The organism is Caenimonas terrae (genome assembly GCF_042655405.1).
Taxonomy (GTDB): domain Bacteria; phylum Pseudomonadota; class Gammaproteobacteria; order Burkholderiales; family Burkholderiaceae_C; genus Ramlibacter; species Ramlibacter terrae_A.
In genome coordinates this window covers 1,100,527-1,126,377 of sequence record NZ_JBHSMF010000006.1, presented here as the reverse complement: position 1 = coordinate 1,126,377, position 25,851 = coordinate 1,100,527, and the positions used below count along the sequence as shown (strand labels likewise).

The 25,851-nt window shown below is 69.2% G+C and carries 31 protein-coding genes; 15 read left to right on the top strand and 16 right to left on the bottom strand.

Annotated features, from left to right (window positions below; genetic code table 11):
• The first annotated feature begins 2 nt into the window (after nucleotides 1-2).
• From ACFPOE_RS12320 to ACFPOE_RS12310, 3 genes are all read left to right on the top strand, one after another.
• Nucleotides 3-566, top strand: coding sequence for a MarR family winged helix-turn-helix transcriptional regulator (locus ACFPOE_RS12320; RefSeq protein WP_376850377.1), 564 nt, complete (start codon nucleotides 3-5; stop codon nucleotides 564-566).
• Nucleotides 567-569: 3 nt separating this feature from the next.
• Nucleotides 570-3,059, top strand: a complete 2,490-nt coding sequence (locus tag ACFPOE_RS12315; protein ID WP_376850376.1) for a ligase-associated DNA damage response DEXH box helicase — start codon at nucleotides 570-572, stop codon at nucleotides 3,057-3,059.
• A 107-nt stretch (nucleotides 3,060-3,166) separates the two neighbouring features.
• Nucleotides 3,167-3,640 (top strand): BON domain-containing protein, encoded by a 474-nt coding sequence (locus ACFPOE_RS12310; protein ID WP_376850375.1) that lies wholly within the window; start codon nucleotides 3,167-3,169, stop codon nucleotides 3,638-3,640.
• Between the two features lie 6 nt (nucleotides 3,641-3,646).
• On the opposite strand, the gene ACFPOE_RS12305 is transcribed toward ACFPOE_RS12310, so the two are convergent.
• The 7 genes from ACFPOE_RS12305 to ACFPOE_RS12275 form a co-directional block, all read right to left on the bottom strand.
• On the bottom strand, nucleotides 3,647-4,822 hold the full coding sequence (locus tag ACFPOE_RS12305; protein ID WP_376850374.1) for a zinc-binding metallopeptidase family protein: 1,176 nt from the start codon (nucleotides 4,820-4,822) through the stop codon (nucleotides 3,647-3,649).
• An 88-nt stretch (nucleotides 4,823-4,910) separates the two neighbouring features.
• Nucleotides 4,911-5,231, bottom strand: a complete 321-nt coding sequence (locus tag ACFPOE_RS12300) for a BON domain-containing protein (RefSeq protein ID WP_376850373.1) — start codon at nucleotides 5,229-5,231, stop codon at nucleotides 4,911-4,913.
• An 86-nt stretch (nucleotides 5,232-5,317) separates the two neighbouring features.
• Complete coding sequence (locus tag ACFPOE_RS12295) at nucleotides 5,318-5,785, bottom strand: hypothetical protein (RefSeq protein ID WP_376850372.1); 468 nt, start codon at nucleotides 5,783-5,785, stop codon at nucleotides 5,318-5,320.
• Nucleotides 5,782-6,162, bottom strand: a complete 381-nt coding sequence (locus tag ACFPOE_RS12290) for a hypothetical protein (RefSeq protein WP_376850371.1) — start codon at nucleotides 6,160-6,162, stop codon at nucleotides 5,782-5,784. Before ACFPOE_RS12290 ends, ACFPOE_RS12295 begins: the two co-directional genes overlap by 4 nt.
• Nucleotides 6,163-6,175: 13 nt before the next feature.
• Entirely contained in the window at nucleotides 6,176-6,538 is a 363-nt protein-coding gene (locus ACFPOE_RS12285) for a hypothetical protein (RefSeq protein WP_376850370.1), read from the bottom strand.
• A gap of 78 nt (nucleotides 6,539-6,616) precedes the next feature.
• Nucleotides 6,617-6,787, bottom strand: a complete 171-nt coding sequence (locus tag ACFPOE_RS12280) for a DUF1328 domain-containing protein (RefSeq protein ID WP_376850369.1) — start codon at nucleotides 6,785-6,787, stop codon at nucleotides 6,617-6,619.
• A gap of 165 nt (nucleotides 6,788-6,952) precedes the next feature.
• Nucleotides 6,953-8,302 carry a CHASE3 domain-containing protein gene (locus ACFPOE_RS12275; protein ID WP_376850368.1) on the bottom strand — a complete coding sequence of 450 codons (1,350 nt, stop codon included), beginning with the start codon at nucleotides 8,300-8,302 and terminating at the stop codon, nucleotides 6,953-6,955.
• Between the two features lie 126 nt (nucleotides 8,303-8,428).
• On the opposite strand from ACFPOE_RS12275, the gene ACFPOE_RS12270 reads away from it, so the two are divergent.
• Entirely contained in the window at nucleotides 8,429-9,061 is a 633-nt protein-coding gene (locus ACFPOE_RS12270) for a response regulator (RefSeq protein ID WP_376850367.1), read from the top strand.
• Between the two features lie 15 nt (nucleotides 9,062-9,076).
• Here the strand turns inward: ACFPOE_RS12270 and ACFPOE_RS12265 are convergent, their stop codons facing one another.
• Nucleotides 9,077-9,466, bottom strand: coding sequence for a response regulator (locus ACFPOE_RS12265; protein WP_376850366.1), 390 nt, complete (start codon nucleotides 9,464-9,466; stop codon nucleotides 9,077-9,079).
• A gap of 276 nt (nucleotides 9,467-9,742) precedes the next feature.
• On the opposite strand from ACFPOE_RS12265, the gene ACFPOE_RS12260 reads away from it, so the two are divergent.
• Both ACFPOE_RS12260 and ACFPOE_RS12255 read left to right on the top strand, forming a co-directional pair.
• A complete protein-coding gene (locus tag ACFPOE_RS12260) occupies nucleotides 9,743-9,880 on the top strand; it encodes a hypothetical protein (RefSeq protein WP_376850365.1) in 138 nt (45 codons plus the stop codon).
• Between the two features lie 5 nt (nucleotides 9,881-9,885).
• Entirely contained in the window at nucleotides 9,886-12,063 is a 2,178-nt protein-coding gene (locus tag ACFPOE_RS12255; RefSeq protein WP_376850364.1) for an AsmA family protein, read from the top strand.
• Here the strand turns inward: ACFPOE_RS12255 and ACFPOE_RS12250 are convergent.
• From ACFPOE_RS12250 to gpmA, 3 genes are all read right to left on the bottom strand, one after another.
• A complete protein-coding gene (locus ACFPOE_RS12250; RefSeq protein WP_376850363.1) occupies nucleotides 12,060-12,821 on the bottom strand; it encodes a HesA/MoeB/ThiF family protein in 762 nt (253 codons plus the stop codon). The two genes, ACFPOE_RS12255 and ACFPOE_RS12250, sit on opposite strands and share 4 nt — an antisense overlap.
• 103 nt (nucleotides 12,822-12,924) lie before the next feature.
• The gene (locus ACFPOE_RS12245) at nucleotides 12,925-14,361 is read right to left on the bottom strand and encodes a S41 family peptidase (protein WP_376850362.1); all 1,437 of its coding nucleotides are present in this window, start codon (nucleotides 14,359-14,361) and stop codon (nucleotides 12,925-12,927) included.
• Between the two features lie 134 nt (nucleotides 14,362-14,495).
• On the bottom strand, nucleotides 14,496-15,239 hold the full coding sequence (gene gpmA, locus ACFPOE_RS12240; protein ID WP_376850361.1) for a 2,3-diphosphoglycerate-dependent phosphoglycerate mutase: 744 nt from the start codon (nucleotides 15,237-15,239) through the stop codon (nucleotides 14,496-14,498).
• A gap of 81 nt (nucleotides 15,240-15,320) precedes the next feature.
• Between gpmA and ACFPOE_RS12235 the strand changes: the two genes are divergently transcribed.
• The 4 genes from ACFPOE_RS12235 (at nucleotide 15,321) to ACFPOE_RS12220 (ending at nucleotide 17,594) form a co-directional block, all read left to right on the top strand.
• Nucleotides 15,321-15,728 (top strand): rhodanese-like domain-containing protein, encoded by a 408-nt coding sequence (locus ACFPOE_RS12235; protein WP_376850360.1) that lies wholly within the window; start codon nucleotides 15,321-15,323, stop codon nucleotides 15,726-15,728.
• Between the two features lie 25 nt (nucleotides 15,729-15,753).
• Entirely contained in the window at nucleotides 15,754-16,014 is a 261-nt protein-coding gene (gene grxC, locus ACFPOE_RS12230; RefSeq protein ID WP_376850359.1) for a glutaredoxin 3, read from the top strand.
• An 84-nt stretch (nucleotides 16,015-16,098) separates the two neighbouring features.
• Nucleotides 16,099-16,569 carry a protein-export chaperone SecB gene (gene secB, locus ACFPOE_RS12225; protein WP_376850358.1) on the top strand — a complete coding sequence of 157 codons (471 nt, stop codon included), beginning with the start codon at nucleotides 16,099-16,101 and terminating at the stop codon, nucleotides 16,567-16,569.
• Nucleotides 16,570-16,592: 23 nt separating this feature from the next.
• Nucleotides 16,593-17,594 (top strand): NAD(P)H-dependent glycerol-3-phosphate dehydrogenase, encoded by a 1,002-nt coding sequence (locus ACFPOE_RS12220; RefSeq protein ID WP_376850357.1) that lies wholly within the window; start codon nucleotides 16,593-16,595, stop codon nucleotides 17,592-17,594.
• 36 nt (nucleotides 17,595-17,630) lie between these two features.
• Here ACFPOE_RS12220 and ACFPOE_RS12215 read toward each other — a convergent pair whose 3' ends face one another.
• Nucleotides 17,631-17,954 (bottom strand): thioredoxin family protein, encoded by a 324-nt coding sequence (locus ACFPOE_RS12215; RefSeq protein ID WP_376850356.1) that lies wholly within the window; start codon nucleotides 17,952-17,954, stop codon nucleotides 17,631-17,633.
• A 58-nt stretch (nucleotides 17,955-18,012) separates the two neighbouring features.
• The gene (locus tag ACFPOE_RS12210; protein ID WP_376850355.1) at nucleotides 18,013-18,531 is read right to left on the bottom strand and encodes a hypothetical protein; all 519 of its coding nucleotides are present in this window, start codon (nucleotides 18,529-18,531) and stop codon (nucleotides 18,013-18,015) included.
• 73 nt (nucleotides 18,532-18,604) lie between these two features.
• On the opposite strand from ACFPOE_RS12210, the gene nadC reads away from it, so the two are divergent.
• The 4 genes from nadC to ACFPOE_RS12190 all read left to right on the top strand — a co-directional run bounded on the left by nadC (nucleotide 18,605) and on the right by ACFPOE_RS12190 (nucleotide 22,492).
• Entirely contained in the window at nucleotides 18,605-19,468 is an 864-nt protein-coding gene (gene nadC / locus ACFPOE_RS12205) for a carboxylating nicotinate-nucleotide diphosphorylase (RefSeq protein ID WP_376850354.1), read from the top strand.
• Nucleotides 19,468-20,589: a quinolinate synthase NadA gene (gene nadA, locus ACFPOE_RS12200; protein ID WP_376850353.1), complete on the top strand. Its 1,122-nt coding sequence runs from the start codon at nucleotides 19,468-19,470 to the stop codon at nucleotides 20,587-20,589. The genes nadC and nadA overlap by 1 nt, the downstream gene beginning before the upstream one ends.
• Before the next feature lie 266 nt (nucleotides 20,590-20,855).
• On the top strand, nucleotides 20,856-21,212 hold the full coding sequence (locus tag ACFPOE_RS12195; protein ID WP_376850352.1) for a YciI family protein: 357 nt from the start codon (nucleotides 20,856-20,858) through the stop codon (nucleotides 21,210-21,212).
• A gap of 8 nt (nucleotides 21,213-21,220) precedes the next feature.
• Nucleotides 21,221-22,492, top strand: a complete 1,272-nt coding sequence (locus tag ACFPOE_RS12190; protein WP_376850351.1) for an RNA polymerase sigma factor — start codon at nucleotides 21,221-21,223, stop codon at nucleotides 22,490-22,492.
• A gap of 10 nt (nucleotides 22,493-22,502) precedes the next feature.
• Here the strand turns inward: ACFPOE_RS12190 and nadB are convergent, their stop codons facing one another.
• From nadB to ACFPOE_RS12175, 3 genes are read right to left on the bottom strand one after another with little or no spacing between them, the layout of a single operon-like run.
• On the bottom strand, nucleotides 22,503-24,098 hold the full coding sequence (gene nadB, locus ACFPOE_RS12185) for an L-aspartate oxidase (RefSeq protein ID WP_376850350.1): 1,596 nt from the start codon (nucleotides 24,096-24,098) through the stop codon (nucleotides 22,503-22,505).
• A gap of 22 nt (nucleotides 24,099-24,120) precedes the next feature.
• The gene (locus tag ACFPOE_RS12180; RefSeq protein ID WP_376850649.1) at nucleotides 24,121-24,918 is read right to left on the bottom strand and encodes a segregation and condensation protein A; all 798 of its coding nucleotides are present in this window, start codon (nucleotides 24,916-24,918) and stop codon (nucleotides 24,121-24,123) included.
• Between the two features lie 59 nt (nucleotides 24,919-24,977).
• Nucleotides 24,978-25,196, bottom strand: coding sequence for a DUF3460 family protein (locus tag ACFPOE_RS12175; protein ID WP_376850349.1), 219 nt, complete (start codon nucleotides 25,194-25,196; stop codon nucleotides 24,978-24,980).
• A 37-nt stretch (nucleotides 25,197-25,233) separates the two neighbouring features.
• Here ACFPOE_RS12175 and ACFPOE_RS12170 point away from each other — a divergent pair, with 37 nt between their 5' ends.
• Complete coding sequence (locus ACFPOE_RS12170) at nucleotides 25,234-25,737, top strand: outer membrane protein assembly factor BamE (protein ID WP_376850348.1); 504 nt, start codon at nucleotides 25,234-25,236, stop codon at nucleotides 25,735-25,737.
• The last annotated feature ends 114 nt before the right edge of the window (nucleotides 25,738-25,851 follow it).

The window sequence follows — 25,851 nt, the reverse complement described above, 5'->3', positions numbered from 1 at the left end:
GATTGATCAAATCAACCATCGCCCGCGTTTACCCTGTGCCGCCGCCCGTCCGCCTCGCCGAGCCCGCATCCCTGGATGACGTCCTGCTGTACCGCCTCAACCGCCTGCTGGCAGCGGCCGGCGGCATGGTGATCCGGCTGTGCGAAGGGCGCTTCGGCATCACCCGGCGGGAGTGGCGGATCCTGGCTCTGCTGGCCCAGGAAGAAGGGCTGCTGTCCTCGCAGCTGGCGCAGCGCGCCCAGCTGGACCGGGCCCGCACCTCCAAGGCGATCACCTCGCTGGTCGGCAAGAAACTGCTGGAGCGGCGCACCGGCGCCGGCGACCGCCGCCAAGCTGCGCTGGCGCTGACGGCCGCCGGGCGGGCGCTGTACGACGAGCTGTTCCCGCTGGTGCTGCAGATCAACCGCGAACTGCTGGCCTGCCTGCCCGAAGCCGAGCTGCCGCGGCTGGATGCGGCGCTGGACGCGCTGCAGCAGCGCGCCGAGCAGATGATGGCCGCGGCCGGTCCAGCGCTGCCCAAGGCCGACCGCCGGCGCGGTGCGGCGCAGAAGGGCCGGGCAGGCTGAAGGATGGCGAGCCGCCGGCAGCCGCATTCGACCGCGGAGCAGTGGCTGCAGGGCCGCGGCTGGAAGTCCTTCCCGTTCCAGCGCGAGGCCTGGCAGGCGATCGCGCAGGGCCGCAGCGGCATGCTGCACGCCACCACCGGCTCAGGCAAGACCTATGCCGTGTGGCTCGGCATGCTGGATGCGCTGCTCAAGCGCCATTGGGCGCCGGCCGGCTCCGCTGCCCCGGCCCGCAAGTCGGTCGCCGAGCCGCTGCGGGTGATCTGGCTGACGCCGATGCGGGCCCTGGCCTCGGACACCACCCGTGCCCTGGCCGCGCCGCTGGCGGCGCTGGCACCGTCCTGGACCATCGGCCAGCGCACCGGCGATACGCCCAGCGCCGAGCGCGCCAGGCAGGACCGCCGCTTCCCCACGGTGCTGGTGACGACGCCGGAGTCGCTGACGCTGATGCTGACCCGCAGCGACCCGCGCGCCGACCTGCAGGGCGTGGAGTACGTGGTGGTCGACGAGTGGCACGAGCTGATCGGCAGCAAGCGCGGCGTGCAGGCGCAGCTGGCGTTGGCGCGGCTGCGCCGGTTCAATCCGCAGCTGGTCACCTGGGGCCTGAGCGCGACGCTGGGCAACCTGGAACAGGCGATGGAGGTGCTGTGCGGCCGCGACGCGCAGCCGGCTCCGGCGCTGGTGCGCGGGCGCATCGACAAGAAGCTGGTGATCGACACGCTGATCCCGCCCGACCCGGGCAAGTACTCCTGGGCCGGCCACCTGGGCGCGCGCATGCAGCAGCCGGTGGTGGACGAGATTGCGAGAGCGCCGGGGAGCACGCTGGTCTTCACCAATGTGCGCTCGCAGGCCGAGATCTGGTACCAGCTGCTGCTGGAAGCAAAACCCGAATGGGCCGGCGAGATCGCGCTGCACCACGGCTCGATCGACAAGGCCAGCCGCGAGTGGGTGGAGCTGGGGCTGAAGGAAGGGCGGCTGCGGGCGGTGGTGGCCACCTCCTCGCTGGACCTGGGCGTCGACTTCCTGCCGGTGGAGCGGGTGCTGCAGATCGGCTCGCCCAAGGGTGTCGCCCGCATCATGCAGCGCGCCGGACGCAGCGGCCATGCGCCGGGGCGCGCCAGCCGGCTGACACTGGTGCCGACCCACACGATGGAGCTGATCGAAGCGGCGGCGGCGCGCCGCGCCGCGTATGAAGGCCGGGTCGAAAAGCGCGAGGCGCCCGACAAGCCGCTGGACGTGCTGGTGCAGCACATCGTGACGGTGGCCCTGGGCGGGGGCTTCCGGGCCGACGCGCTGTTCGACGAGGTGCGCACCGCTTGGTCCTATCGCGACCTGACGCGGGCCGAATTCGACTGGGCGCTGCTGTTCTGCGAGCGCGGCGGCGAGAGCCTGACGGCCTATCCCGATTACCACCGCATCGCGCTCGGCGAGGACGGCGTCTACCGGGTGCGCGACGCCGCCATCGGCCGCCGCCACAAGCTGGGCATCGGCACCATCGTCAGCGACTCGGCGATGCACGTGAAGTACATGAGCGGCGCCAGCCTGGGCACCATCGAGGAAGGCTTCATCGCCCGCCTGCGCAAGGGCGACTGCTTCTTCTTCGCCGGCCGGCTGCTGGAGTTCATCCGGGTGCAGGAGATGGCCGCCTACGTGAAGAAGGCGACGCGCAGCAAGGGCACGGTGCCGACCTGGCAGGGCAGCAAGATGGCGCTGTCTACCGAGATGGGCGACGCGGTGCTGCAGATGCTGCGCAGCGCGGCGCAGGGCGACTTCGTCGAGCCGGAACTGCAGGCGGCGCGGCCGATGCTGGAGACGCAGGCGCGGCTGTCGCGGATCCCGACGCCCGAGGGCCTGCTGGTAGAAACCTTCCGCTCGCGCGAGGGCTTCCACCTGTACGTCTATCCCTTCGCCGGCCGCCACGTGCACCTGGGGCTGGCCAGCCTGCTGGCCTGGCGGCTGGCGCGCGAGCGGCCCAACACCTTCAGCATGTCGGTCAACGACTACGGCTTCGAGCTGGTCAGCCCGCAGGAGTTCGACCTGGCGCCGATCATCGACCGCAGCGCCTTCGCCACCGGCGAGCTGCTGCAGGACGTGCTGGCCTCGCTCAACTCCACCGAGCTGGCGCAGCGGCGCTTCCGCGAGATCGCGCGGGTCGCCGGCCTGATCTTCAGCGGCTATCCGGGCCAGCCCAAGAGCGCCCGGCAGCTGCAGGCCTCCAGCGGCCTGTTCTTCGAGGTGTTCCGCAAGTACGACAAGGGCAACCTGCTGCTGGGGCAGGCCGAGCGCGAGGTGCTGAGCCAGGAGCTGGAGCTCTCGCGGCTGCGCTCCACGCTCGAAGCCATGCTCGCCAAGGAGCTGTGGCTGATGGAGCTGCGGCACGTCAGCCCGATGAGCCTGCCGCTGATGGTGGAGCGCTTCCGCGAGAAGCTCACCACCGAGCAGCTGTCGACCCGGCTGGACCGGATCCTGCGCGACATGGAAGCGGACGCGCGCTGAGGCGCCGGCCGTGCGCCTGGTCCTACGGCCGGCCGCGCCGCCGGCCGCTGGCGGCAGCCGGGCCGCTCCCTACAGTGGGATCAAGCCATGCACCGAAAGGAACCCGCATGAAGGCCAATCCCACCAGGCCGGTCGCCGCGTTGACGGCGCTGGCCTTGCTGCTCGCACTGGGCGGCTGCGACCGCACCGACCTCGAGCGCACCCAGGCGCGCAACGCCACCAGGAAGGCAGTCGAAGCCACCCGCACCATGGGCGCCAGCGCCTCGGTGGAACTGAAGGACGCCAGCGCCCGGGCAGCGGCGGTCACGGAACAGGCGGTCGATGCCGCCGGCGAAGTGGCGACGCAGGTCGCCGGGCAGCTGCATGTCGACGATGCGCTGATCGCCGCCAAGGTGACCACCGGCCTGGCCGCCGACAAGAACCTCAGCGCGCTCAAGATCAGGGTGGAAGCCCACCACGGCGTGGTGACGCTGCGCGGCCCCGCGCCCAGCAGCGCGGCCCGGGCCCGGGCCGAGGAGATCGCCCGCAACGTGCAGGGCGTGACCTCGGTCGACAACCAGCTGGCCGTGCAGGCCGGCTGAGGGGCCTCAGGCCTGCGGCTGCTGCACCGGCTCGGCGGCGGGCGCGGGCGCTGGCGCTGGCGCGAATTCGGCCGGCGGCGGCGCCGGATCGCGCGCCTGCGCCGGCTCGCCGTGGCGCGACTGGATCAGGTCGTGCACGAAGCGCAGCTTGTTCAGCGAGGTGGGGCTGAGCGCGAAGGGATAGGCGTCGTTCTGCCCCAGGCTGCGGTTCAGGCTGTTGACCAGCAGCGTCAGCGGCACCCATTGCTCCACCAGCTGCTCGAAGTCGGTCTCGCCGGCGTCGAAGGGATTGATCACCGCATCGTCGGCCTCGCCCTCGTCGCCCGGCACCGCCAGCCGCGTGTTGTACGAGGACGCCGTCTCCAGCAGGTCGACCATGTGCAGGTAGTGGGCCCAGGTCTCGGCCCAGTCTTCCCACGGGTGGGCGGTGGCGTAGGCGCTGACGAAGCTGTCTTCCCAGTCCGGCGGAGCGCCGTTGGCGTAATAGGTCTGCAGGGCGGCCTGATAGTCCTGCTGCTCGTCGCCGAACACGGCGCGGAACTCCTGCTGCAGCCCGCCGTCGCGGATCAGGCTGTCCCAGTAGAAGTGGCCCGACTCGTGGCGAAAGTGGCCCAGCAGCGTGCGATAGGGCTCGCGCATCTGCAGCCGGCGCTTGACGCGCTCGTCGTCGTCGGCCTCGGCCACGTTCAGCGTGATCAGGCCGTTGGCGTGTCCGGTCATCACCTGCTGGCCCGGCAGGTCGGCCAGGAACTGGAACACCGGGCCGTCGCGCTGGCCGTCGGGCGGATTGTTGGAGACCAGGCCCAGCCGCGCCAGCGTGTAGAACAGGCGCCGCTTGGCTGCCTCGATCTGGTACCAGCGTTCGCGGTTGCCCGCCACCGAGAGGTCAGGCAGGATCTGGGTGAGGCGGCAGCACACGCACAGGGGATTGGGGTCTTGCTGCGGGACGGCGAAATTGCAGGCCTGGTGTTGGGTGTAGTTCTGGCACAGGCGGAACTGGTGCGACGACGGCGCCTTGCCCTTCTTGATCCGGCGCCACAGGCCGTCCGCTTCGGGGACCGGCTCGACGGCGGCCAGCGCCATCCGGGTGGGCAGGAAAGCGAGCTGGCTGCCGCAGTGCAGGCACTTCACGTTCTCGAAGAACAGCGCGTGGCGGCAGTTGTCGCAATGGAATAACTTCATGGTCCGCGCTCCAGTGGGACGCTCACAAACAAAAACAGGCAGGCGGGGCGATTGCGCGCCCGGCCTGCCTGCACTAAGGCGTCAGGGATTACGGACGCACGGTCAGGCTGTTGCGCACTTCGCGCACGCCGCGGGTGTTGCGGGCGATGTATTCGGCTTGCGACTTCTCGGCGTTGGACTTGGCGAAGCCCGACAGCGACACGGTGCCGTTGAGGGTTTCAACCTTGATGGCGCCGGCGTCGACGGTCTTGTCCTCGACGAACTTGGCCTTGATCGAGGTGGTGATGGCTGCGTCGTCGACGTAGGCGCCGGCGGTTTCCTGGCCGCGGATCATGGCGCAGCCGCTGGTCAGGATGGTGCTGCCGGCAAGAGCGGCCAGGGCCAGGGCCCGGATGTATTTAGCGTTCATAAATTTCTCCTTCAAGTGAATCGGTTCGTCGGTGCCTTCGTTGCCAAATGCTTGCCTGCCGTGGCACTACGCCGGCAGGCTTGCGGTCATAAGTGGGGCTCGCGGCCCCGCTGCTGTTCATGCCAGCCCTGCGCGTTCGTCAGCGCGGACATCACCACGCCCGACAGCTGCGACGACTTGACGATCGCCACCACCAGCGTGGTCAGCGAGATCAGGCGCCAGGGCCGCGTCACCACCAGCAGCGCGCCGACGCCGGCGCAGGCGCCCAGCACCGGAAACGGATGCTTGCGCATCACGCCGCGCAGCGCCGGCGTGGCCATCTCCACGGCCATCTGCGCCGGGTGATGCGACCACCAGGTGCGGGCCGCCGACGACATGCCCGACAGCCAGCGGTTGCGCGCAAACAGGCGGCTCGCAAATCCCGGGCCGCCCGCCGCCTCGTCAGCGTCGTCGAAATCCTGCGGCTCGTCGCGCCGCTCGTGCCGCTTCTCGCCCCTGGCCAGGTACTCGATGATTGCCAGCCGGCTGCGCTCCAGCTTGTCCGCGGGCGTCATGAGTCCGCTCCGGCCATGCGCAAGGCCTGGGCATCGGCCTCCAGCTGGCCGCGCAACTCCACGAAGGCCTGCGTCGGAAGGGGATTGCGGGCGATGGTCATGGCCACCAGCGCCAGGGCCAGCGCGGCGCCGGGCGCCAGCACCAGCACCCAGTGAAATTCACCCTGCATGAAGCCGAGCATCACTGCGACGCCGGCCAGCATCAGGAACACCATGAACGAGGCTGCAGCCACACCCCAGGCAACCGCCCGGCGCAGCACCTCGGCACCGATCACCGATGCCTCCTGCTGCGCCAGCGCCGCATAACCGCTCAGGTGATCGACCACCAGCTCGGGCCGGCGGATCAGGACCTTGAAGATCGGGTGGACAAGCGCCATCGGGACCGCGGGATCAGTAGCGGTTGCCGTTGCGGCGGCGCGCGGCCATCACCAGCGCGGCGATCGCGGCGCCGGCGGCGACCGCGATCAGTGCCGACTTCACCGGCTGCTGCGAGACGTAGCGGCCGGTCGCGTCGGCGTAGCGGGAGATCTGCTTTTGCGCCAGGGCGGCCGCTTCGGAAGCGGCATCGACGCCGCGGCTGGCCAGCTGGCCGGCGCCGGAACGCAGGTCGCGCACCTTGTCGCTGGCCCGGCCCAGCACCTGGCTGGCGAGCTGGCGGGTGCTGTCGAGGGCGTTTTCCGCGGTGCTCAGCGCTTCGTCGGCGTAGGCCGTGGTGGAGCTGCGCAGGGATCGGGTGGTGGGGGTGTCGTTCATGGGGAGTCCTCTTGGTTGATTGAAAACAGGGAAGACGCGCCGGCCCGGAGGCAGGCGGCGGAAAGCGCTCGCTGGCGCTTAGCCCTTGCCCTTGCGCACCAGGCTGACGATGAAGGTGACGACCGCCAGGACCACGAACACGAAGAACAGGATCTTCGCGATCTCCACGGCACCCGCCGCGATGCCGCCGAAACCGAACACGGCTGCGATCAGGGCAATGACCAGAAACACGACGGCGTAATGCAGCATCTTCTTCCTCCTTGGGGCGCGGCCGGGACATGGGCGTTCCGGCCCGGACGCTTGGCGCAAGGTTAGATCGGAAGGTCAGCCATTACCGATCAGCGGCAGGCGTGACAGCGTGTCGGTCGCCGCGACGGGACCGCGTAGGACCGGTCCGACAGCCGGACGGGAACTTCAGGCAGGCTGGGTGCTGCGCGGCAGGCTGGCGCTGATGCGCGTGCCTTCACCCGGCACCGATTCCACCGTCAGCTTGCCGCCGGCCGCTTCAACGCGGTGCTTCATGCCCGCCAGGCCGTGGGTGGAGGTGCGGACGTCGGACATGGCGAAGCCCCGGCCGTTGTCCTTGATGTCGACCTCCACCAGGCCGTCGCGGTTGCGCACGTTGATGTCCACCTGGGCCGCCTGGGCGTACTTGCCGACGTTGGTGAGCGACTCCTGCACCAGCCGGTAGACGGTCAGCTGGCTGGATTCGTCCAGTTCCACCGCCTCCAGGTTGGTCGCCACGTCGATGCCCGAGCGTTCGGCGAACTCGCGCGCCAGGATCTCCAGCGAGGCGGTCAGGCCCAGGTTGGACAGGGACGAGGGCCGCAGGTCCTCGATGATGCGGCGCTTCAGCGCGATCCCGCTGTTGAGCGTCTCGGTCAGATGCTGCAGCCGCTGGGCGAATTCCGGCGCCTGGGTACCGAGCTTGGACTTGAGCCGCGCCACGTCGAGCTTGGCCGCCGTGAGCAGGGCGCCGAGTTCGTCGTGGAGTTCGCGCGCCAGGTGGCCGCGCTCCTCCTCTCGCACCTGCTGCAGGTGGGTGGCCAGTTCGGCCAGGGTGGCGGTGCGCTCGCGTACCTGGCGCTCCAGCAGGTCGCGCTCCTGCTGCAGGATCTGCTGCTGCTGCTCGCCGGCCAGCTTCAGGGCCGTGCCCTGGCGCAGGTAGAGGTAGAAGGCCAGCAAGCCGGCCATGGCGACGGCGGCGATGCCGATCCGCGAGTACAGCAGTGCCCGCCGCACCTGGGCCTGGCTGACGTCCATGCGGTCGCTGCTGGCATTGATCAGCTTGGTGGCCTGTTCGCGGATCGCGTCCATGTGCTCCTTGCCCATGTCCGTCATCAGCACGAACTTCCAGGCCTCCTCGTTGCCCTGCTTGCGCATGCGCACCGACAGCTCCATTTCGGCCAGCTTGCGCTGTACATTGCGCCCGAGCTGGGACAAGGTGGCGTATTCGTCGGCGTTGGCGGTGTGGAGCAGCCGCAGGTTGTCCAGGGTCTGGGTGATGTTGGCCACCGCGCTGTTGTACGGCTCCAGGTAGCGGGGGTCGCCGGTCAGCAGGTAGCCGCGCGAGCCGGTTTCGGCGTCCAGGGCGTGCTGCAGCAGCAGGTTCAGCGCCCCGCGGGTGCGGGACGCATCCGCGATGTCGTTCAGGGCGGCCGTCGACCGGTTGTAGCCGGTTTCGTTGATCCCGATCAGGATCGCGGCCGCGAGAATCGCCAGAAGCAGGCTGATAGCCATCTTCGGCATTGAAAACGATCGCATGAATATCACTCCAGACTGCCTTCGTTACGAATAAAATCGCCAATAATCAATACTTGAGGGAGACGGCCCCTTCCGCTGTTGTTGTACAAACGGGCCTGTGCTTGTCATCGCGAAAGAGAATCAGACATGATCAAAGTCGGAATTGTGGATGACCATGCCATCGTGCGGTCGGGGTTGAAACAGTTTTTCTCCGAACAGGTCGATCTGCGCGTGGTCGGCGAGGCGTCCAGCGGGCGCGAGGCCATCGACCTGGTCCGCACCACCGAACTGGACGTGCTGGTCATGGATTTGTCCATGCCCGGCCAGAGCGGCATCGACGCCCTCGGAATGATCCGCGCCAAGGCGCCTGACGTCGGCATCCTGATCCTCTCGGGCTATCCGGAAGAGCATTACGCCATGAACCTGATCCGCCAGGGCGCGAGCGGCTACCTGAACAAGGAATGCGAGCCGATGGAGATCGTCAACGCGATCCGCACCATCGCCCTGGGCCGCCGCTACATCTCGCCCGCCGTGGCGGAACTGCTGGCGCAGCAGCTCAATCGCAAGGAAGGCGGCGCGCCTCACGAGCAGTTGTCCGAGCGCGAGTTCCAGGTGTTCCTCAAGCTGGCCAAGGGCGAGACGGCTGGCGACATCGCCAAGGCGCTGTCCCTCAGCGTCAAGACCGTCAGCACCTACCGCACCCGCCTGATGGAGAAGATGAGCCTGGCTTCCAACAGCGACCTGACCTACTACGCGCTGAAGAACAAGCTGATCGACTGAATCCCGCCCCGCCCGTCATTGCGCGGGCGCGGACGGCGAGCGCTGCTCCATGCAGTACTCCACCAGCGCATCGATCTCGTTGGATTTGTCGAACACGGCGTCCGCACCGAGCTGCGCGCAGCGCTTGCGCATGTCTTCGGTTGCATAGTTGCTCAGCACCACCACGCGCTGGGTGCCGCGACGGCCCTGGCAGGCCTCCAGCACGCCCAGTCCGCTGCCCTGCTTGAGGAACAGGTCGACGATCGCCAGGTCCCAGTCCTGCGGATGGCCGCCCAGCCAGCCGCGCGCCTCGCTCTCGGTTTCCGCCCAGCCCAGCGCCTTGATGCAGGCCAGTTCTTCCAGCGTCCCGATCAGGTTCTCGCGGATGGTGGCGTTGTCTTCGACGATATAGGTTCGCAGTTCCACGGTGGTCATTCTTGGCGCGCTCAAGGCCACGCGCCCACGGTCCATCGGTCGGATGGAAGCCGTTGGTGTCACTGATGTTCTCCCCCAGCCGGCGATTCTGCCAGCGCCGGCTCGCCACCAGCGTAGGAAGAATCCTACGGTTCCCGCTGTAGGTACCAGCCGACATGCCTTCAGGCCTGCTGCTGGCAGCGCGCGCACTGCACACCTTGCACACTGAGGTCAACGACGCACGCGCCTGCCGCCTGCGCAGAACAACAGCCTAGGGAAGCGCTCGCAATGAAGTTGTTGATCCAGTCCGCCATGATCTTTTTCGGAACCCTGCTGGCGGCCGCGGTGGTCGCCCTCGGCGAGCCGGCGCAGGCCGACACGCCCTTCGCCTCCAGCGCCCCGGTGCAATCCGCGAGCCTGCGCTGATCGCCATGCAGGCCAGCACCGCCCATCCCGCCGTCCACGGCCGCCCGCTATGGGTCAAGCTGCTGGCGGGGCTGGCCGTGCTGCTGCTGGCGCTGGTGCTGCTGGTGGTGTTCTTTCCCTGGGACGTGCTGCGCGGCCCGCTCAATCGCTATGTCAGCGAACGCACCGGCCGCCACTTCGAGATCACCCGCAAACTGGACGTGAAGATCGGCCGCAACACGCGCGTCATTGCCGACGGACTGGTGTTTGCCAACCCGGACTGGGCCAAGGATCCGCAGCTGGTGCAGGCGGAGGCGGCCGAGGTCGACATCCTCCTGCTGCCGCTGCTGCGCGGGCGGATCGAACTGCCGATGGTCAAGCTGACCAAGCCGCAGCTGGGGCTGCAGGTGGAGCCGGACGGCCGCCGCAGCTGGGCGCTCAGCCGCGACACCAAGGACGCCAACAGCATTCCGAAGATCGACGCGCTGGTGGTGGACCAGGGCTCGGTCCATTACATCGCCAGCAAGCACGGCGCCGACATCCACACCGACTTCGGGCTCGACGAGCGCGGCGACGCCAGGTTGCCGCTGGCGTTCAAGGCCCGCGGCACCTGGGCCAAGGAGCCGTTCACGGCGCAAGGGCGGGCCGGCGACGTGCTGCGCCTGACCAGCGGCGGCGGTTCGTTTCCGCTGGTGATCAATGCCGCGGGGGCCCACACCACGCTGAAGGCGTCCGGCACGGTGGACAACCTGGCGACGCTGGACGGCACCAAGGCCGATTTCACCCTCACCGGCGCCAACCTGTCCGAGCTGTACAAGCTGCTCGGGGTCGTGCTGCCGGAAACCCCGCGCTACCAGGTCAGCGGCCATCTGGACCGCGAAGGCGAGGTCTGGAAGGTCAGCAAGATCGACGGCAAGCTGGGCAACTCGGACCTGGCGGGGCAACTGAGCTTCGACCGCTCCCATGACGTGCCGGTCCTGTCCGGCAAGCTGCAGTCCAGGGCGCTGGACTTCGACGACCTGGCGCCGCTGGTCGGCCTGCCCGAGCAGCCGCGCAGCGCCGCGGCGCTGCCGGGCGTCGCGCCGGTCGCGGCCGGCACCGTGCCGGCCAAGGTGGCGCGCGACAAGCGGCCGCCCGGCCGGGTGCTGCCCACCGCCGAACTGGACCTGGCGCGCCTGAAGGCGATGGACGCCGACGTGCAGTACGCGGCGGCGCGCATCACCAACGTGCGCGAGTTGCCGCTGGACCGCATGAGCCTGCACGTCAAGCTCAAGGACGGCGTGCTGCTGCTCGATGGCATCGACCTGGGCATCGCCGGCGGCCAGATGACTGGGCGCCTGCGGATCGACGGCAACAGCAATCCGGCCGTCAGCAGCGCGAAGCTGGATGCCCGCTCGCTGGAGTTGAACAAGCTGTTCCCCGGCTTCAAGATCACCAAGGCCAGCTTCGGCAAGATCCACGGCGTGGTGGACCTCAAGGGCCGGGGCAATTCCGCTGCCAAGATGCTCGCCACGTCGTCGGGCAACGTCGCCTTGCTCATGGGCAAGGGCGAGATCAGCAACCTGCTGCTCGAATACGCGAACCTCAACGGCGGCGAGATCATCAAGTTCCTGGTCACGGGCGACCGCAACGCGGAGGTGCGCTGCGCCGCCGCGGCCTTCGACGTCAACGACGGCCTGATGAAGACCCGGGCCCTGCTGCTGGACACCTCGGACACCGTCATCTACGGCGACGGCAGCGTCAGCCTGGCCAACGAGTCGCTCGACCTGAGGGTGCATCCCTATCCGAAGCACAAGGGCATCCTGTCGCTGCGCTCGCCGCTGAAGGTCGGCGGCACGTTCTCCAAGCCGACCGCCGGTGTCGACAAGGGCGCCCTCACCGGCAAGGCGGGCGTGCTACTGGCGCTGGGAGCGGTCAATCCGCTGCTGGCGCTGGCCGGCAGCATCGAGTCCGGACCGGGCAAGGACGCCGATTGCCGCACGGTGCTGCAGGAGGCCCAGGCCCCTGCAGCCGCCGCCCGCGCCGCCGCCGCCGGAACCCCCGACCCTGCCAGGCCGGCCACGCCGGCCAGCGGCGCCGGCAACCCGGCCCTGATGGGCGCGCCCGGCACGACAGCCTCGCCGCAGGAAGCGGCGCGCCAGCGGCTGGAGAAGCTGGAACGGGCGCCGCAGGAGCGCGACGCCGCCGCGGCCAAGACCCGCTAGGTGCTCGCGGCGCGCGCCGCGCAGACCGGGCACTGCGGATTGCGCGGCACCTTCATCTCGTTCCATTCCATCGCGCGGCCGTCCAGCATCAGCAGGCGGCCGGCCAGCGACGGCCCGGCGCCACTGAGCAGCTTGAGCGCCTCGGCCGCCTGCATTGCGCCAATGATGCCGACCATCGGGGCGAACACGCCCATCACCGCGCACCGGGTCTCCTCGAACTCCAGGTCCGGCGGGAAGATGCAGGCGTAGCAGGGCGAGGCCGGGTCGGCCGGATCGAACACGGCGACCTGGCCGTCGAACCGGATCGCCGCCCCCGACACCAGCGGCTTGCCGTGCCGGACGCAGGCGGCGTTGATGGCCTGGCGGGTGGCGAAGTTGTCGCAGCAGTCCAGCACCACGTCGGCCTGCGCCACCAGCGCATCGAGCAGCGCGGCGTCGGCACGCGCGTTGACGGCGTGCACCTCGATCTCGGGGTTGATGGCGGCGATGGCCTGCCGGGCCGACTCCGCCTTGGGCGAGCCCACCCGCGCCAGGTTGTGCGCGATCTGGCGCTGCAGGTTGGTCAGGTCCACCGTGTCGTGGTCCACCAGCGTGATGCGCCCGACCCCGGCCGTGCCCAGGTAGAGCGCCACCGGCGAGCCCAGGCCGCCGGCGCCGATCACCAGCGCGTGCGCGGCCAGCAGCCGCTGCTGGCCCTCGATCCCCACCTCATCGAGCAGGATGTGGCGCGAGTAGCGCAGCAACTGGTCGTCGGTCATGCAGGGATTGTGTCGTGGAATGAAAAAGGCCGGCGGGAGGCCGGCCTTCGCGAGGAGAAGCATGGATCCCGGCTCGCGCCGGGATGACACGGCCGCAGCCGGGTCAATTCTCCTTCTTCTCTTCCTTGCGTTCGACCATGGTCTTGCTGATCAGGACGGGGCGGCCCTTGAGCTGGTTGATCGCCTGCACCAGCTGGAAGTCCTTGTCGGTGCCGAACTCGGGGATCTTGCGGTCCACCGGGGCCTTCCTGGCTTCCTCTTCCGCCTTCTTCAGCGCCGCCTCGCGCAGCTTCTCGCGCGCCGGGTCCTTGACCTCGGCGCCCTGGCCGCTGCCCAGGTGCTTGTCCAGGTCCGCTTCGCGGGTGCGCAGGATCGCGAACGGGCTGCCGTCCTCGGTGTCGTCCACCATCACGTCGGGCACGATGCCCTTGGCCTGGATCGACTTGCCGCTGGGCGTGTAATAGCGCGCCGTGGTCAGCTTCAGGCCGGTGTCGGGGCCGAGCGGGCGCACCGTCTGCACCGAGCCCTTGCCGAAGGTCTGGCTGCCCAGGATGGTGCCGCGGTGGTAGTCCTGCAGGGCGCCTGCGACGATCTCGCTGGCCGAGGCCGAGCCTTCGTTGACCAGCACCACCAGCGGCACGGTCTTCATGCCGGCCGGCAGCCGGCGCAGCGGGTCGCCGCCGGCACGGCGCTGGTAGAACTCCGGCGCCGCCTTGTAGGTGAACTTGCTCTCGGCCAGCTGGCCGTTGGTGGACACCACCGTCACGTTCTCCGGCAGGAAGGCAGCGGAGATGGCGACAGCGGCGTCGAGCAGGCCGCCCGGGTCGTTGCGCAGGTCCAGCACCAGGCCCTTGAGGTTGGGCTCTGCCTTGTAGATTTCTTCCATCTTGTGCACGAAGTCGTCGACCGTGCGCTCCTGGAACTGCGACAGCCGGATCCAGGCGTAGCCGGGTTCGATGACCTTGCCCTTGACCGACTGGGTCTTGATCTCTTCGCGGGTGATGGTGACCGGGAAGCTGCGGTTCTCGTCCTTGCGGAAGATGGTCAGCGTTACCTTGGTGTTGGGTTCGCCGCGCATGCGCTTGACCGCGTCGCTCAGGCTCAGGCCCTTGACCACGGTGTCGTCGATCTTGGTGATCAGGTCATTGGGCTTGAGGCCGGCGCGGAAGGCGGGCGAGCCTTCGATCGGCGACACCACCTTGACCAGGCCGTCTTCCTGCGAGATCTCGATGCCGACGCCGACGAAGCGGCCGGACGTGCCCTCGCGGAATTCCTTGAACGACTTCTTGTCGAAGTACTGCGAGTGCGGGTCCAGGCTGGCCACCATGCCTGAGATGGCGTCGGTGATCAGCTTCTTCTCGTCGACCGGCTCGACGTAGTCGGTCTTGACCATGCCGAACACGGCCGCCAGCTGCTGCAGTTCTTCCAGCGGGAGGGGGGCCATCGAGCCGCGGGCGACCGTCTGCAGCGACACGGTGGTCAGCGCGCCAGCCAATGCGCCTACGGAAATCCAGCCGGCAATCTTCAGTTTCTGGCTCATACAGTGAAAGGTCCTCGCTACCGTTGAATACTACACCTGCGAACGATGTATGAGAGGCCTGTGCCGGTGGGGTTCCCGGGGGGGCGGCGGAATTGTGGAAAAAAGTTCGACGGTTTACCGTCCGTTGACGTCGGTCAGCCCCGGCCCTGCCTGGCAACCGCCTCCGCCGCCCGGGCCGCCGCCTCGGCGTCGCCCAGGTAGTAGTGGCGGATCGGCTTGAGCTGGTCGTCCAGTTCGTAGACCAGCGGTATGCCGTTGGGGATGTTCAGGCCGACGATGTCGGTGTCCGACACCTGGTCGAGGTACTTCACCAGGGCGCGCATCGAATTGCCGTGGGCGGACACCAGCACCTGCTTGCCGGCCCGGATCGCCGGTGCCATCGATTCGTCCCAGAACGGCAGCACCCGCGCCACCGTGTCCTTCAGGCATTCGGTCAGCGGCACCTGCTGCGGCGCCAGCCTGGCGTAGCGCACGTCGGAGCGCTCGCTGCGCGGGTCCGACGGCTCCAGCGGCGGCGGCGGCACGTCGTAGCTGCGGCGCCAGGCCAGCACCTGGGCATCGCCGTACTTCTTGGCCGTCTCCGCCTTGTTCAGGCCCTGCAGCGCGCCGTAATGGCGCTCGTTCAGGCGCCAGCTGTGGGCCACCGGCAGCCAGGTGCGGTCCATCTCGTCGAGCACGTGCCACAGGGTCCGGGTGGCGCGCTTGAGCACGCTGCAGTAGCACAGGTCGAAGTCGTAGCCCTCCGCCTTGAGCAGCTTGCCGGCGGCCACGGCCTGCGCGATGCCGGTCGGCGTCAGGTCGACGTCAGTCCAGCCGGTGAAGCGGTTTTCGAGATTCCAGGTCGATTCGCCGTGGCGAACGAGCACGAGTTTGTACATGGAGTGGGCTTGGTAAAGCAGGGCGGGACCCGGCATTTTAGAATCGCGGGTTGCCTTTCATCTCCCACTTCAAGGAAAACCGTGAATTTCATCGTCGAGAACTGGATGATCATTGCCGTGGCCGTGGCCTCGGGCGCCATGCTGCTGTGGCCGCTCGTCAAGGGAGCGACCGGCGGGGCGCTCAGCACTGCCGGCGCGGTCCAGCTCATCAACCGGGAGCGCGGCGTCGTGATCGACGTCAGCGAGCCTGAGGAATTCGCCGCCGGCCACGTCGGCGGCGCCAAGAGCGTGCCGCTGGGCCAGCTGGAGCAGCGCCTGCCGGAGGTGGTCAAGAACAAGGCCCTTCCGGTGATCCTGGTGTGCGCCAGCGGCGGCCGCGCGGTGCGCGCCGAGGGCATCGCCCGGAAACTGGGCTACGAGAAGGCCCAAGCCATGGCCGGCGGGCTGAAATCATGGAAAGAGGCTAACCTCCCGATTGAAAAGGCGTGAGTCCCACCGCCTAGGAACAACAAGCATGAAACCAGTGACGATGTACACCACGGCCGTCTGCCCTTTTTGCATTCGCGCCAAGCAGATCCTCAAGGCAAAGGGCGTCGAGCAGATCGAGGAGATCCGCGTCGACATGCAGCCCGACGAACGCATGAAGATGATGGAGATCACCGGCCGGCGCACCGTGCCGCAGATCTTCATCGGCGACACCCATGTCGGCGGCTGCGACGACCTGCAGGCGCTGGACAGCCGCGGCGCCCTGATGCCGCTCCTGAACGGCGCCTGAGATAATCGTCCGCTCCCGATTGCCCGCCCGGGGCGCACCGCGCGCCGCCGGGCGACAGTTTTGAACCCCCGAAAGAAATCAGCCATGGCCGACCAGCAAGACCCCGTGTTCCAGATCCAGCGCGTCTACCTCAAGGAAGCGTCGCTCGAGCAGCCCAATTCGCCCGCCATCCTGCTGGAGCAGGAACAGCCCTCGGTGGACATCCAGCTCGGCGTCGAAGCCGCCCAGGCCGCCGACGGCATCTACGAGGTCTGCGTGACGGCCACCGTCACCACCAAGCTCAAGGACCGCACCGTGTTCCTGGTGGAGGCCAAGCAGGCCGGCATCTTTGAGATCCGCAACCTGCCGCAGGACCAGATGAACGCGATCATGGGCATCGCCTGCCCGCAGATCGTCTATCCGTACCTGCGCGCCAACGTCGCCGACATCGTGACCCGCGCCGGCTTCCCGCCGGTGCACCTGGCGGAGATCAACTTCCAGGCGATGTACGAGCAGCAGCAGTCCGAACTGGCCGCGCAGCAGCCGGCGGCACCGCAGATCATCACCACGGCCTGACCGGCCGCGGTGTCCGGGCCGCCATGAAGATCCTGCTGCTCGGCGCCGGCGCCTGGGGCACCGCGCTGGCGGCCAGCGCCGCCGCGCGGCACCAGGTCAGCCTCTGGGCGCGAAACCCGGCGCAGGCCGCTGCCCTGCGCTCGGACCGGGAAAACGTCCGCTACCTGCCGGGCATCGCGCTTCCTGCATCCCTTGCCTTGCTGGCCAGTACGCCGGCCGAACTGCCTGCGCTGTGCGCGGACGCCGACCTGGTCGTGATCGCCACGCCGATGGCCGGCCTGCGCGGCCTGCTGCAGGCGCTGCGGGGCTGCAGCGCCCCGGTCGCCTGGCTGTGCAAGGGCTTCGAGGCGCCCGTCTCCGGTCCCTACGGCCTGCTCGGCCACGAGATCCGCGCCGAGGTGGCGCCCAGCCTGCGCGCGGGCGCGCTCAGCGGGCCGAGCTTTGCGCTGGAGGTGGCGCGCGGCCAACCCACGGCGCTGGTGGCGGCCAGCCCGCAGGCGCCGGTGCGCGAGGCGCTGGTGGAGGCCTTCCACTCCCCCTCTGTGCGCGTCTATGCAAACGACGACCTGGCCGGTGTCGAGGTCGGCGGCGCGGTGAAGAACGTGCTGGCCATCGCCACCGGGCTGTGCGACGGCCTGGACCTGGGGCTGAATGCGCGCGCTGCGCTTATCACCCGCGGCCTGGCCGAGATGACGCGGCTCGGGCTTGCCCTGGGCGCGCGGGCCGACACCTTCATGGGCCTGTCGGGGCTGGGCGACCTGGTGCTGACGGCCACCGGCGACCTGAGCCGCAACCGCCAGGTCGGCCTGCAGCTGGCCTGCGGCAAGAGCCTGCAGCAGGCGGTCGATTCGCTGGGCCATGTGGCCGAGGGCGTGTACTGCGCCCGCACCGTGGTCCAGCGCGCGGCCCACCTGGGTGTTGAGATGCCGATCTCGCGGGCCGTGGTGGACCTGCTCGATGGCCGCCTGCAGCCGCGCCAGGCGGTTGCCGCGCTGATGGGGCGCGACGCCACCAGCGAACGCTGAGGCAGCTGCCTCAACCCGGCCTGGCGCGGGTCGCGATCAGGCCGCGGCGGTGGCTTGCGCCAGCGCGGCGCGGATCGCATCGGCCTGCTGCGGCCGCACCAGCCGGGCCACTTCCTTGCCGTCGCGCAGGAAGATCAGGGTCGGCCAGAGCTTGACGCGAAACGCCCGCCCCAGCGGCCGGCCGCTGCCGTCCTCGACCTTCAGGTGCCGCACGTCGGGACGGCCGGCCAGCGCTGCGCCGATCGGCGCCTGGGCGGCGCGGCAGAAGCCGCACCAGGGAGTGCCGAATTCCAGCACGGTGGGGCCTGGCATGGCCTCGACCTCCGAGGCGGTGGGGCCGGGATTCAGGTAGGTGTCCATTGCGCGATTGTCCGTCCGCGGGCGCTCCTGCGGCGTCGGCACAGGCCGCCGGCGCGGGTCAGCCGTCGCGCGTAGGCAGCACCTGCAGCACCCGCCCCTGGCCCACCAGCTGCTGCCGGGCCACGATGCGAAACGGTGTCTCCGGCGCGAAGCGCGCCAGCGCCATGCCCGGTTTGAGGAACTGGGCCTGCACCTGCACCGGCCGGCCGGCCGCCAGCCAGGCCGACAGCGGCTGCGACAGCCGCACCGTGAAGCCCTCGGTGCCGACCACCAGCGCGCAGCCGTCGCCGGCCAGCGGCTGCGCCAGCCGTGGCGGGGGCGCCAGCGGGCTGATCTCCAGCAGCAGCTCCGGCGCGAACGGCAGGTCGAAGGGCGTGCGGCGCAGCCGGACCCGGCGCACCAGGAACGCGATCACGTTGCCGATCACCGGCACCCACAGCACCAGCATCAGCGAGCCGAGGTCGCGCAACGTGGAGGGGTTGGGCGCCCAGTAGCGGATGGCGCCGCCGACCACGGCGAACGCCAGCAGCAGGACGACCACGAGCTGGCGGCGGGCGGGCGTGGTATGGAAGGGCATCGGCCAAGGCTACCCGTTTGCGCCGGCGGCCCCGCCGGCGCCGCAGCCATGGCGTTGCCGCTATGCTTGCACGATGAGTTCTGCTTTCGATTTTTCCCCCGCTGCCCTGGCCGAAGTGGCCCGCGCCGACGCCGCGCGTGCGCTGGCCGAGGACGTGGGCGCCGGCGACCTGACGGCCGCCCTGGTGCCCGACGGCCGGCGCGCGCGCGCGCGCATCCTGGCGCGCGAGAGTGCCGTGATCTGCGGCGCGCCCTGGGTGGAGTCCACCCTGCGCCAGGTCGACCCCGGCCTGCAGGTGCGGTGGCTGGTGCCGGAGGGCGGGCGCTGCCGGGCCGACGAGGTGGTGCTGGAGATCGACGGCATGGCGCGCAGCCTGCTGACGGCGGAGCGCACGGCGCTCAATTTCCTGCAGCTGCTCAGCGCCGTCGCGACCAAGACCGCCGTCTACGTGGAAGCGGTGCGCGGCACGCGCGCGAGCATCGTCGACACCCGCAAGACGCTCCCCGGCCTACGCTTGGCCGAGAAGTACGCGGTGCGCACCGGCGGCGGCGTCAACCACCGCATCGGCCTGTACGACGCGGTGCTGATCAAGGAAAACCACATCGCCGCCGCCGGCGGAGTCACGGCGGTGCTGAAGGCGGCGGCGCAGGTGGCGGCGCACGCGAGCTTCATCGAGATCGAGGTGGAAACGCTGGCGCAGCTTGAAGAGGCGCTGGCCGCCGGCGCCCGCATGGTGCTGCTGGACAACATGGAGCTGGCGACGCTGCACGAGGCGGTCCGCATCAACGCCGGCCGCGCGGTGCTGGAGATCTCCGGCGGCGTCACGCTGGACAGCGTGCGGGCGCTGGCGGAAACCGGCGTCGACCGCATTTCCATCGGCACCCTCACCAAGGACGTGAAGGCGACCGATTTCTCCATGCGTTTGAAGGAACTCTGATGAGCGCGGTGATCCCGATCTTCGACGTCGAATACGAGCATCCGCTGCCCGGCAACGCCTGCGACACCAAGCACGCCTGGGCCCGCATTCCGCCCGAGCCGGACCAACAGGAGCGCGCCGCGCTCAAGGACAAGATCCGCCGGCTGCTCAAGGAGCGCAACGCGGTGATGGTCTCGCATTACTACGTCCATCCCGACCTGCAGGACCTGGCCGAGGAAACCGGCGGGCTGGTCAGCGATTCGCTGGAGATGGCGCGCTTCGGGCGCGACCATCCGGCCCGGACCCTGGTCGTTTCCGGCGTCAAGTTCATGGGCGAAACCTCCAAGATCCTGTCGCCGGAAAAGCGCGTGCTGATGCCGGACCTGGACGCCACTTGCTCGCTGGACCTGGGCTGCCCGATCGACGAGTTCAGCGCCTTCTGCGACCAGCATCCGGACCGCACGGTGGTGGTCTACGCCAACACCAGCGCCGCCGTGAAGGCGCGCTCGGACTGGCTGGTGACATCGAGCTGCGCGCTGGACATCGTCGGCGCGCTCAAGGACAAGGGCCACAAGATCCTGTGGGCGCCCGACAAGCACCTGGGCGGCTACATCCAGCGCCAGACCGGCGCCGACATGGTGTTCTGGAACGGCTCGTGCATCGTGCACGACGAGTTCAAGGCCTTCGAGCTGGAAGCGCTGAAGAAGGAGTATCCGCAGGCCCGCGTGCTGGTGCACCCGGAGTCGCCGGCCGACGTGATCGCGCTGGCCGACGCGGTCGGCTCCACCTCCGGCATCCTGAAGGCGGCCAGCGAGATGAATGCGCGCGAGTTCATCGTCGCCACCGACAACGGCATGATGCACAAGCTGCGCAAGCTCAACCCGGGCAAGGTGTTCATCGAGGCGCCGACGGCCGGCAACAGCGCCACCTGCAAGAGCTGCGCGCATTGCCCCTGGATGGCGATGAACGGGCTGGCCGGCGTCGCCCACGTGCTGGAGACCGGCGCCAACGAGGTGCAGGTCGATCCTGCGCTCGGCCTGCGGGCCCGGCTGCCGATCGACCGCATGCTCGCCTTCACCGCCGCGCTCAAGCAGTCGGGTCAGGCGGCCGGCGCCCTGGTTCCCAACATCGGCGCGGCCTGAAGGCGGACAGCCGAACAGCCGAACAGCCGAATAGCCGAACAGCCGGACGCAGAAGACGCAGAACAAACGCAGAAGACGCAAAAAAGACAAAAGAAGGATTGGATTCAAATTCCATCCGGTTTCTTCTGCGTTTTCTGCGTTGCTTCTGCGTCTTCTGCGCCCTGTCCCCGCACCCGCTTTTTTGCGGGGATCTGTCGAAATCGGCGAACGCCAGCCGACATTGTCATGACGCAGCATGGTGCGGCGTCTGACACAAGGAGCTTTCGATGGAATACATGTTGCTGATTCATGCCGACCCGGCCGGACTGCAGGCCCTGCGCGATGCCGAACGGAGCACGGCGCTGGCCGCCTATGGCGCCTACACCGAGGCGCTGAGCAAGGCCGGGATCCTGCGCAGCGGTGAACGCCTGCGCGACGCCAGCGCCGCCACCACGGTGCGGGTGCGCGACGGCAAGACCGAGGTGCTCAACGGCCCCTTCATCGAGACCCGAGAGCAACTGGGCGGCTTCTACATGATCGAGGTGCCGGACCTGGATGCCGCCCTGTCCTGGGCGGCGCGCTGCCCCGGCGCCAGCCACGGCGCGGTGGAAGTGCGGCCGGTCTGGGCGATGGGCGCGGCCTGAGGCCTGCCGTGGCGGATGAGGCATCCGCCGCCGGGGCTGCCGCCGCCGGGGCTGCCGCCGCTGCTGCGGCCCGCCGCAGCTACGGCAAGCTGGTGGCCTTCCTGGCGGCCCGCACGCGCGACGTGGCCGGCGCGGAGGACGCGCTGGCCGAAGCCTTCGCCGCCGCGCTGGACGGCTGGCCCCGCAGCGGCATCCCCGACAACCCCGAAGCCTGGCTGCTCACCGTGGCGCGCCGCCGGCTGGCCGATGCCGGGCGCCTGCGCGGCCGGGACCAGGGGGCCGCGGAACACTTCGCGCTGCTGGCGGAACTGTCCGATGGCGAGGGCGCCGGCGAGCTGCCGGACCGGCGGCTGGAACTGCTGTTCGCCTGCGCCCACCCGGGCGTGGAGCAGGCGGCGCGGGCGCCGCTGATGCTGCAGGCGGTGTTGGGCTTCGACGCCGCCACCATCGCCTCCGCCTTCCTGGTGGCGCCGTCCACCATGGGCCAGCGGCTGGTGCGGGCCAAGGCCCGGATCCGCGAGGCCGGCATCGGGTTCCAGCTGCCGGGCCTGGCCGACTTGCCGGCGCGGCTGGAGCCGGTGCTGGAGGCGATCTACGCCGCTTATGCCGAGGGCTGGGCGGACGCGACCGGCACCGATGCGAGGCGGCGCAATCTGGCCGACGAGGCGATCTGGCTGGGACGCTTGCTGGCGGCGCTGTTGCCGGGCGAGCCGGAGGCGTTGGGCCTGCTGGCGCTGATGTTGCACGCGCATGCGCGCCGGGGCGGGCGCCGCGACGCCGATGGCGCCTACGTGCCGCTGGCGCAGCAGGACACCGCGCAGTGGGACAGGGCGATGATCGACGAAGCCGAGGCGGTGCTCTGGCAGGCCAGCAGCTTCCACCGGCCCGGGCGCTTCCAGCTGGAAGCAGCGATCCAGTCCGCGCACAACGTCCGCCGCCATGGCGGACCGCCGGACTGGCATGCAATCGCTTCCTTGTACGAGGCGTTGCATGTGCTCACCGGCTCGCCGGTCGCAGCCATCAATCGCGCCGTCGCACTGGCAGCCACCGACGGCCCGCAGTCCGGGCTCGCGGCGCTGGCCACGGTGCACGAGGATGGACGGCTCGCGGACTACCAGCCGTATTGGGCGGCGCGCGCGGACCTGCTCGCCCGCGCCGGCCAGTCGCAGCTTGCCCGCGAAGCCTACCGCTGCGCGATCGGCTTGGAACGAGACCCCGCGGTGCGCGAATTCCTGCAGCGGCAGGAGTCAATCCTCCCGGGCTCGACCCGGGATCCATAGATGACGGTTGTCAGGGCACCAGGATGGTCGGGTGCGCGACGTCTTCGAGCTGCGGATAGTCCTTGATGAAGTGGCCGCCGCGGCTTTCGTGGCGGGCTTGCGCGGAGCGGACGATCAGCTCCGCCACGGTCACCAGATTACGCAGTTCCAGCAGGTCGCGCGAGACGTGGAAGTTCGCGTAGAACTCCTGGATCTCTTCCTGCAGCAGTCGGATGCGGTGCGACGCCCGTTCCAGCCGCTTGTTGGTGCGCACGATGCCCACGTAGTCCCACATGAAGCGGCGCAGCTCGTCCCAGTTGTGCGAGATGACGATCGTCTCGTCGGCGTCGGTGACCTGGCTTTCGTCCCAGGCCGGCAGCGCCGGCGGCAAGGGCAGCGGATGCTCGATGATGTCCCGGGACGCGGCGCGCGCGAACACCATGCACTCCACCAGCGAGTTGCTGGCGAGCCGGTTGGCGCCGTGCAGGCCGGTGTAGGCGCATTCGCCCACGGCGTGCAGGCCGGCGAGGTCCGTGCGGCCGAACAGGTCGGTGTGGATGCCGCCGCAGGTGTAATGCGCTGCCGGCACCACCGGGATCGGCTGCTTGGTGATGTCGATCCCCAGCTCGAGGCAACGCGCGTAGATGTTGGGGAAGTGTTCCTTGATGAATTCCGGCGGCTGGTGCGAGATGTCCAGGTAGACGCAGTCGACGCCGTGCTTCTTCATCTCGAAGTCGATGGCTCTCGCCACGATGTCGCGCGGCGCCAGTTCGGCGCGCTCGTCGTGCTCCGGCATGAAGCGGGTTCCGTCCGGCAGCAGCAGGCGGCCGCCTTCGCCGCGCACGGCCTCGGAGATCAGGAAGGACTTGACGTTCGGATGGTAGAGGCAGGTCGGGTGGAACTGGATGAACTCCATGTTCGTCACCCGGCAGCCGGCGCGCCACGCCGCGGCGATGCCGTCGCCGGTCGACGTGTCGGGGTTGGTCGTGTACAGGTAGACCTTGCCCGCGCCGCCGGTTGCCAGGATGGTTTGCGGCGCGCGGAAGGTTTCGACCTCGTCAGTCGCTTCGTCCAGCGCGTACAGGCCCAGGCAGGTCGGCCCGTTGCTGGTGCCGGCGCCGAGCTTGGTGCTGGTGATCAGGTCCACCAGCGTGTGGCCCTCGAACAGCGTGATGTTGGGCGTGCGGCGCACCACCTCGATCAGCGTGCGCTGCACCGCGGCTCCGGTGGCGTCCGTGACGTGCACGATGCGGCGCGCGCTGTGGCCGCCTTCGCGCGTCAGGTGCAGGTGGCCGTCTTCCTGCGAGAAGGGCACGCCCATTTCGCGCAGCCACTCGACCGCCTCCGGCGCGTGTTCAACCACGAACTGCGTCGCATCCAGGTCGGACAGGCCCGCGCCGGCGACCAGCGTGTCCTCCACGTGAGACTTGAAGGTGTCGCCTTCGCCCATCACCGCGGCAATGCCGCCTTGCGCCCAGCCGGACGAGCCGTCGCTCATGGAGCGCTTGGTCAGGATGGCGACGCGGTGGGTGGCTGCGAGGTGCAACGCCGCCGTCAGGCCGGCGAGGCCGCTGCCGACGATCAGGACGTCGAAGTCACGGGAAGCGTTCGGCGTCGATGTGGTCATGTCTCTTCAGGTCTTGTTGGTCTCAGGCCGGCGAATAGGCCAGCCGCACATAGATCGGGGCGAAGGCTTCGGCCTGCGTCACCTCGATCAGCGATTCCTTGGCCAGCTCCAGCATGGCGATGAAGGTGACGATCAGCACCTGCATGCCGCGGGCGATGTCGAACAGCTGCTCGAACTCGACGAACTTGCGGCCCTGGAGCTTGCGCAGCACGATGCTCATGTGCTCGCGCACCGACAGTTCCTCGCGCGTGATCTTGTGGTGCTGGATCAGCCGGGCCCGCTTGACGATGTCGCGCCAGGCTTCCTGCAGGTCCACCACGTTCACGTCGGGAAAGCGCGGCTGCAGCGACTGCTCGATGAACACCTGGGCCCGCAGCACGTCGCGGCCGATCTGGGGCATCTCGTTGAGGCGGAAGGCGGCCGCCTTCATCTGCTCGTATTCCAGCAGCCGCCGCACCAGCTCGGCGCGCGGGTCTTCCGGCTCCTGGCCTTCGGCGGTCTTGCGCGGCGGCAGCAGCATGCGCGACTTGATCTCGATCAGCATCGCCGCCATCAGCAGGTATTCGGCCGCCAGTTCCAGGTTGCGGGTGCGGATCTCGTCGACATACACCAGGTACTGGCGCGTCACGCCGGCCATCGGGATGTCCAGGATGTTGAAGTTCTGCTTGCGGATCAGGTACAGCAGCAGGTCCAGCGGGCCTTCGAACGCTTCGAGGAAGACTTCGAGCGCATCGGGCGGGATGTACAGGTCCGTCGGCATCGCGAACAGCGGCTCGCCGTACAGGCGGGCCAGTGCTACCTGGTCGACCACCTCGGGCATGCCGGCCAGCGCCGGCAGGTCCGGATCGGACTGGGGAGCGGTGCTGGCAGCCAAACCGGTCAGCGCGTCTTGTTCTGGTAGACGTAGGGCTGCTGGGCGATCTCGCCGTCGCGGAATTCGCTCCAGGCCTCGCGGTCCACGTGCTTGTCCCACAGCAGCGCGCGGCCGGCGCGCTGGCGCGCCTCCAGGTCGGGCTGCTTTTGCTTGAGCTGCTCGATGAACTGGGTGACCTCCGAGCTGTAGTCGGGACGCCGGAAGATGTTGAGCAGGATGGACATATAGACTGGGCCTTTCCACGATTTTACTTGGACCCGGATGGACGACAGGTTTTCGGCAGTGGCGGCCCTGGCCGCGGTGGCAGCGGCGCTGCTGCTGGCGGCCTGCGATCCGCAGCGGATCAGCGAGCTGGAGGAGGGCGTCGCCACCGAGGCGGACGTGCGCGCCAGGTTCGGCCAGCCCGAGCAGATCTGGGACGGCCCGGGCGGCGCCCGCATCCTGGAATACGACCGGCAGCCGGCCGGCCAGAAGAACTACATGATCACCATCGGCCCGGACGGCCGGATGAGCGCGCTGCGCCAGGTGCTCCATCCCGGCAATTTCGCGCTGGTGCAGCCGGGCATGGCGCTGGAGGACGTGCGCAAGCTGCTGGGCCGGCCGGCGAAGATCACCCCGTACCCCTTGAAGGACGAGACCGCCTGGGACTGGCGCTACCTGGAGCCGCCCAATACCCCGATGGTGTTCAGCGTCTGGTTCAACCCCGACATGCGGGTGCTGCGCAGCGCCAGCGCGCCGGATCCGCAGGCGCCCGAGAACCGGTAGGCCCGGCCGGGCGGCTCCTGAAGGCGTGTCCGGCTGATCTGGATCAGACGGCGGGGGGGCAGGTGTCACTTACACTTTGCCGATCATGGACGGCCTCCTGTTCGGCATGCTGGG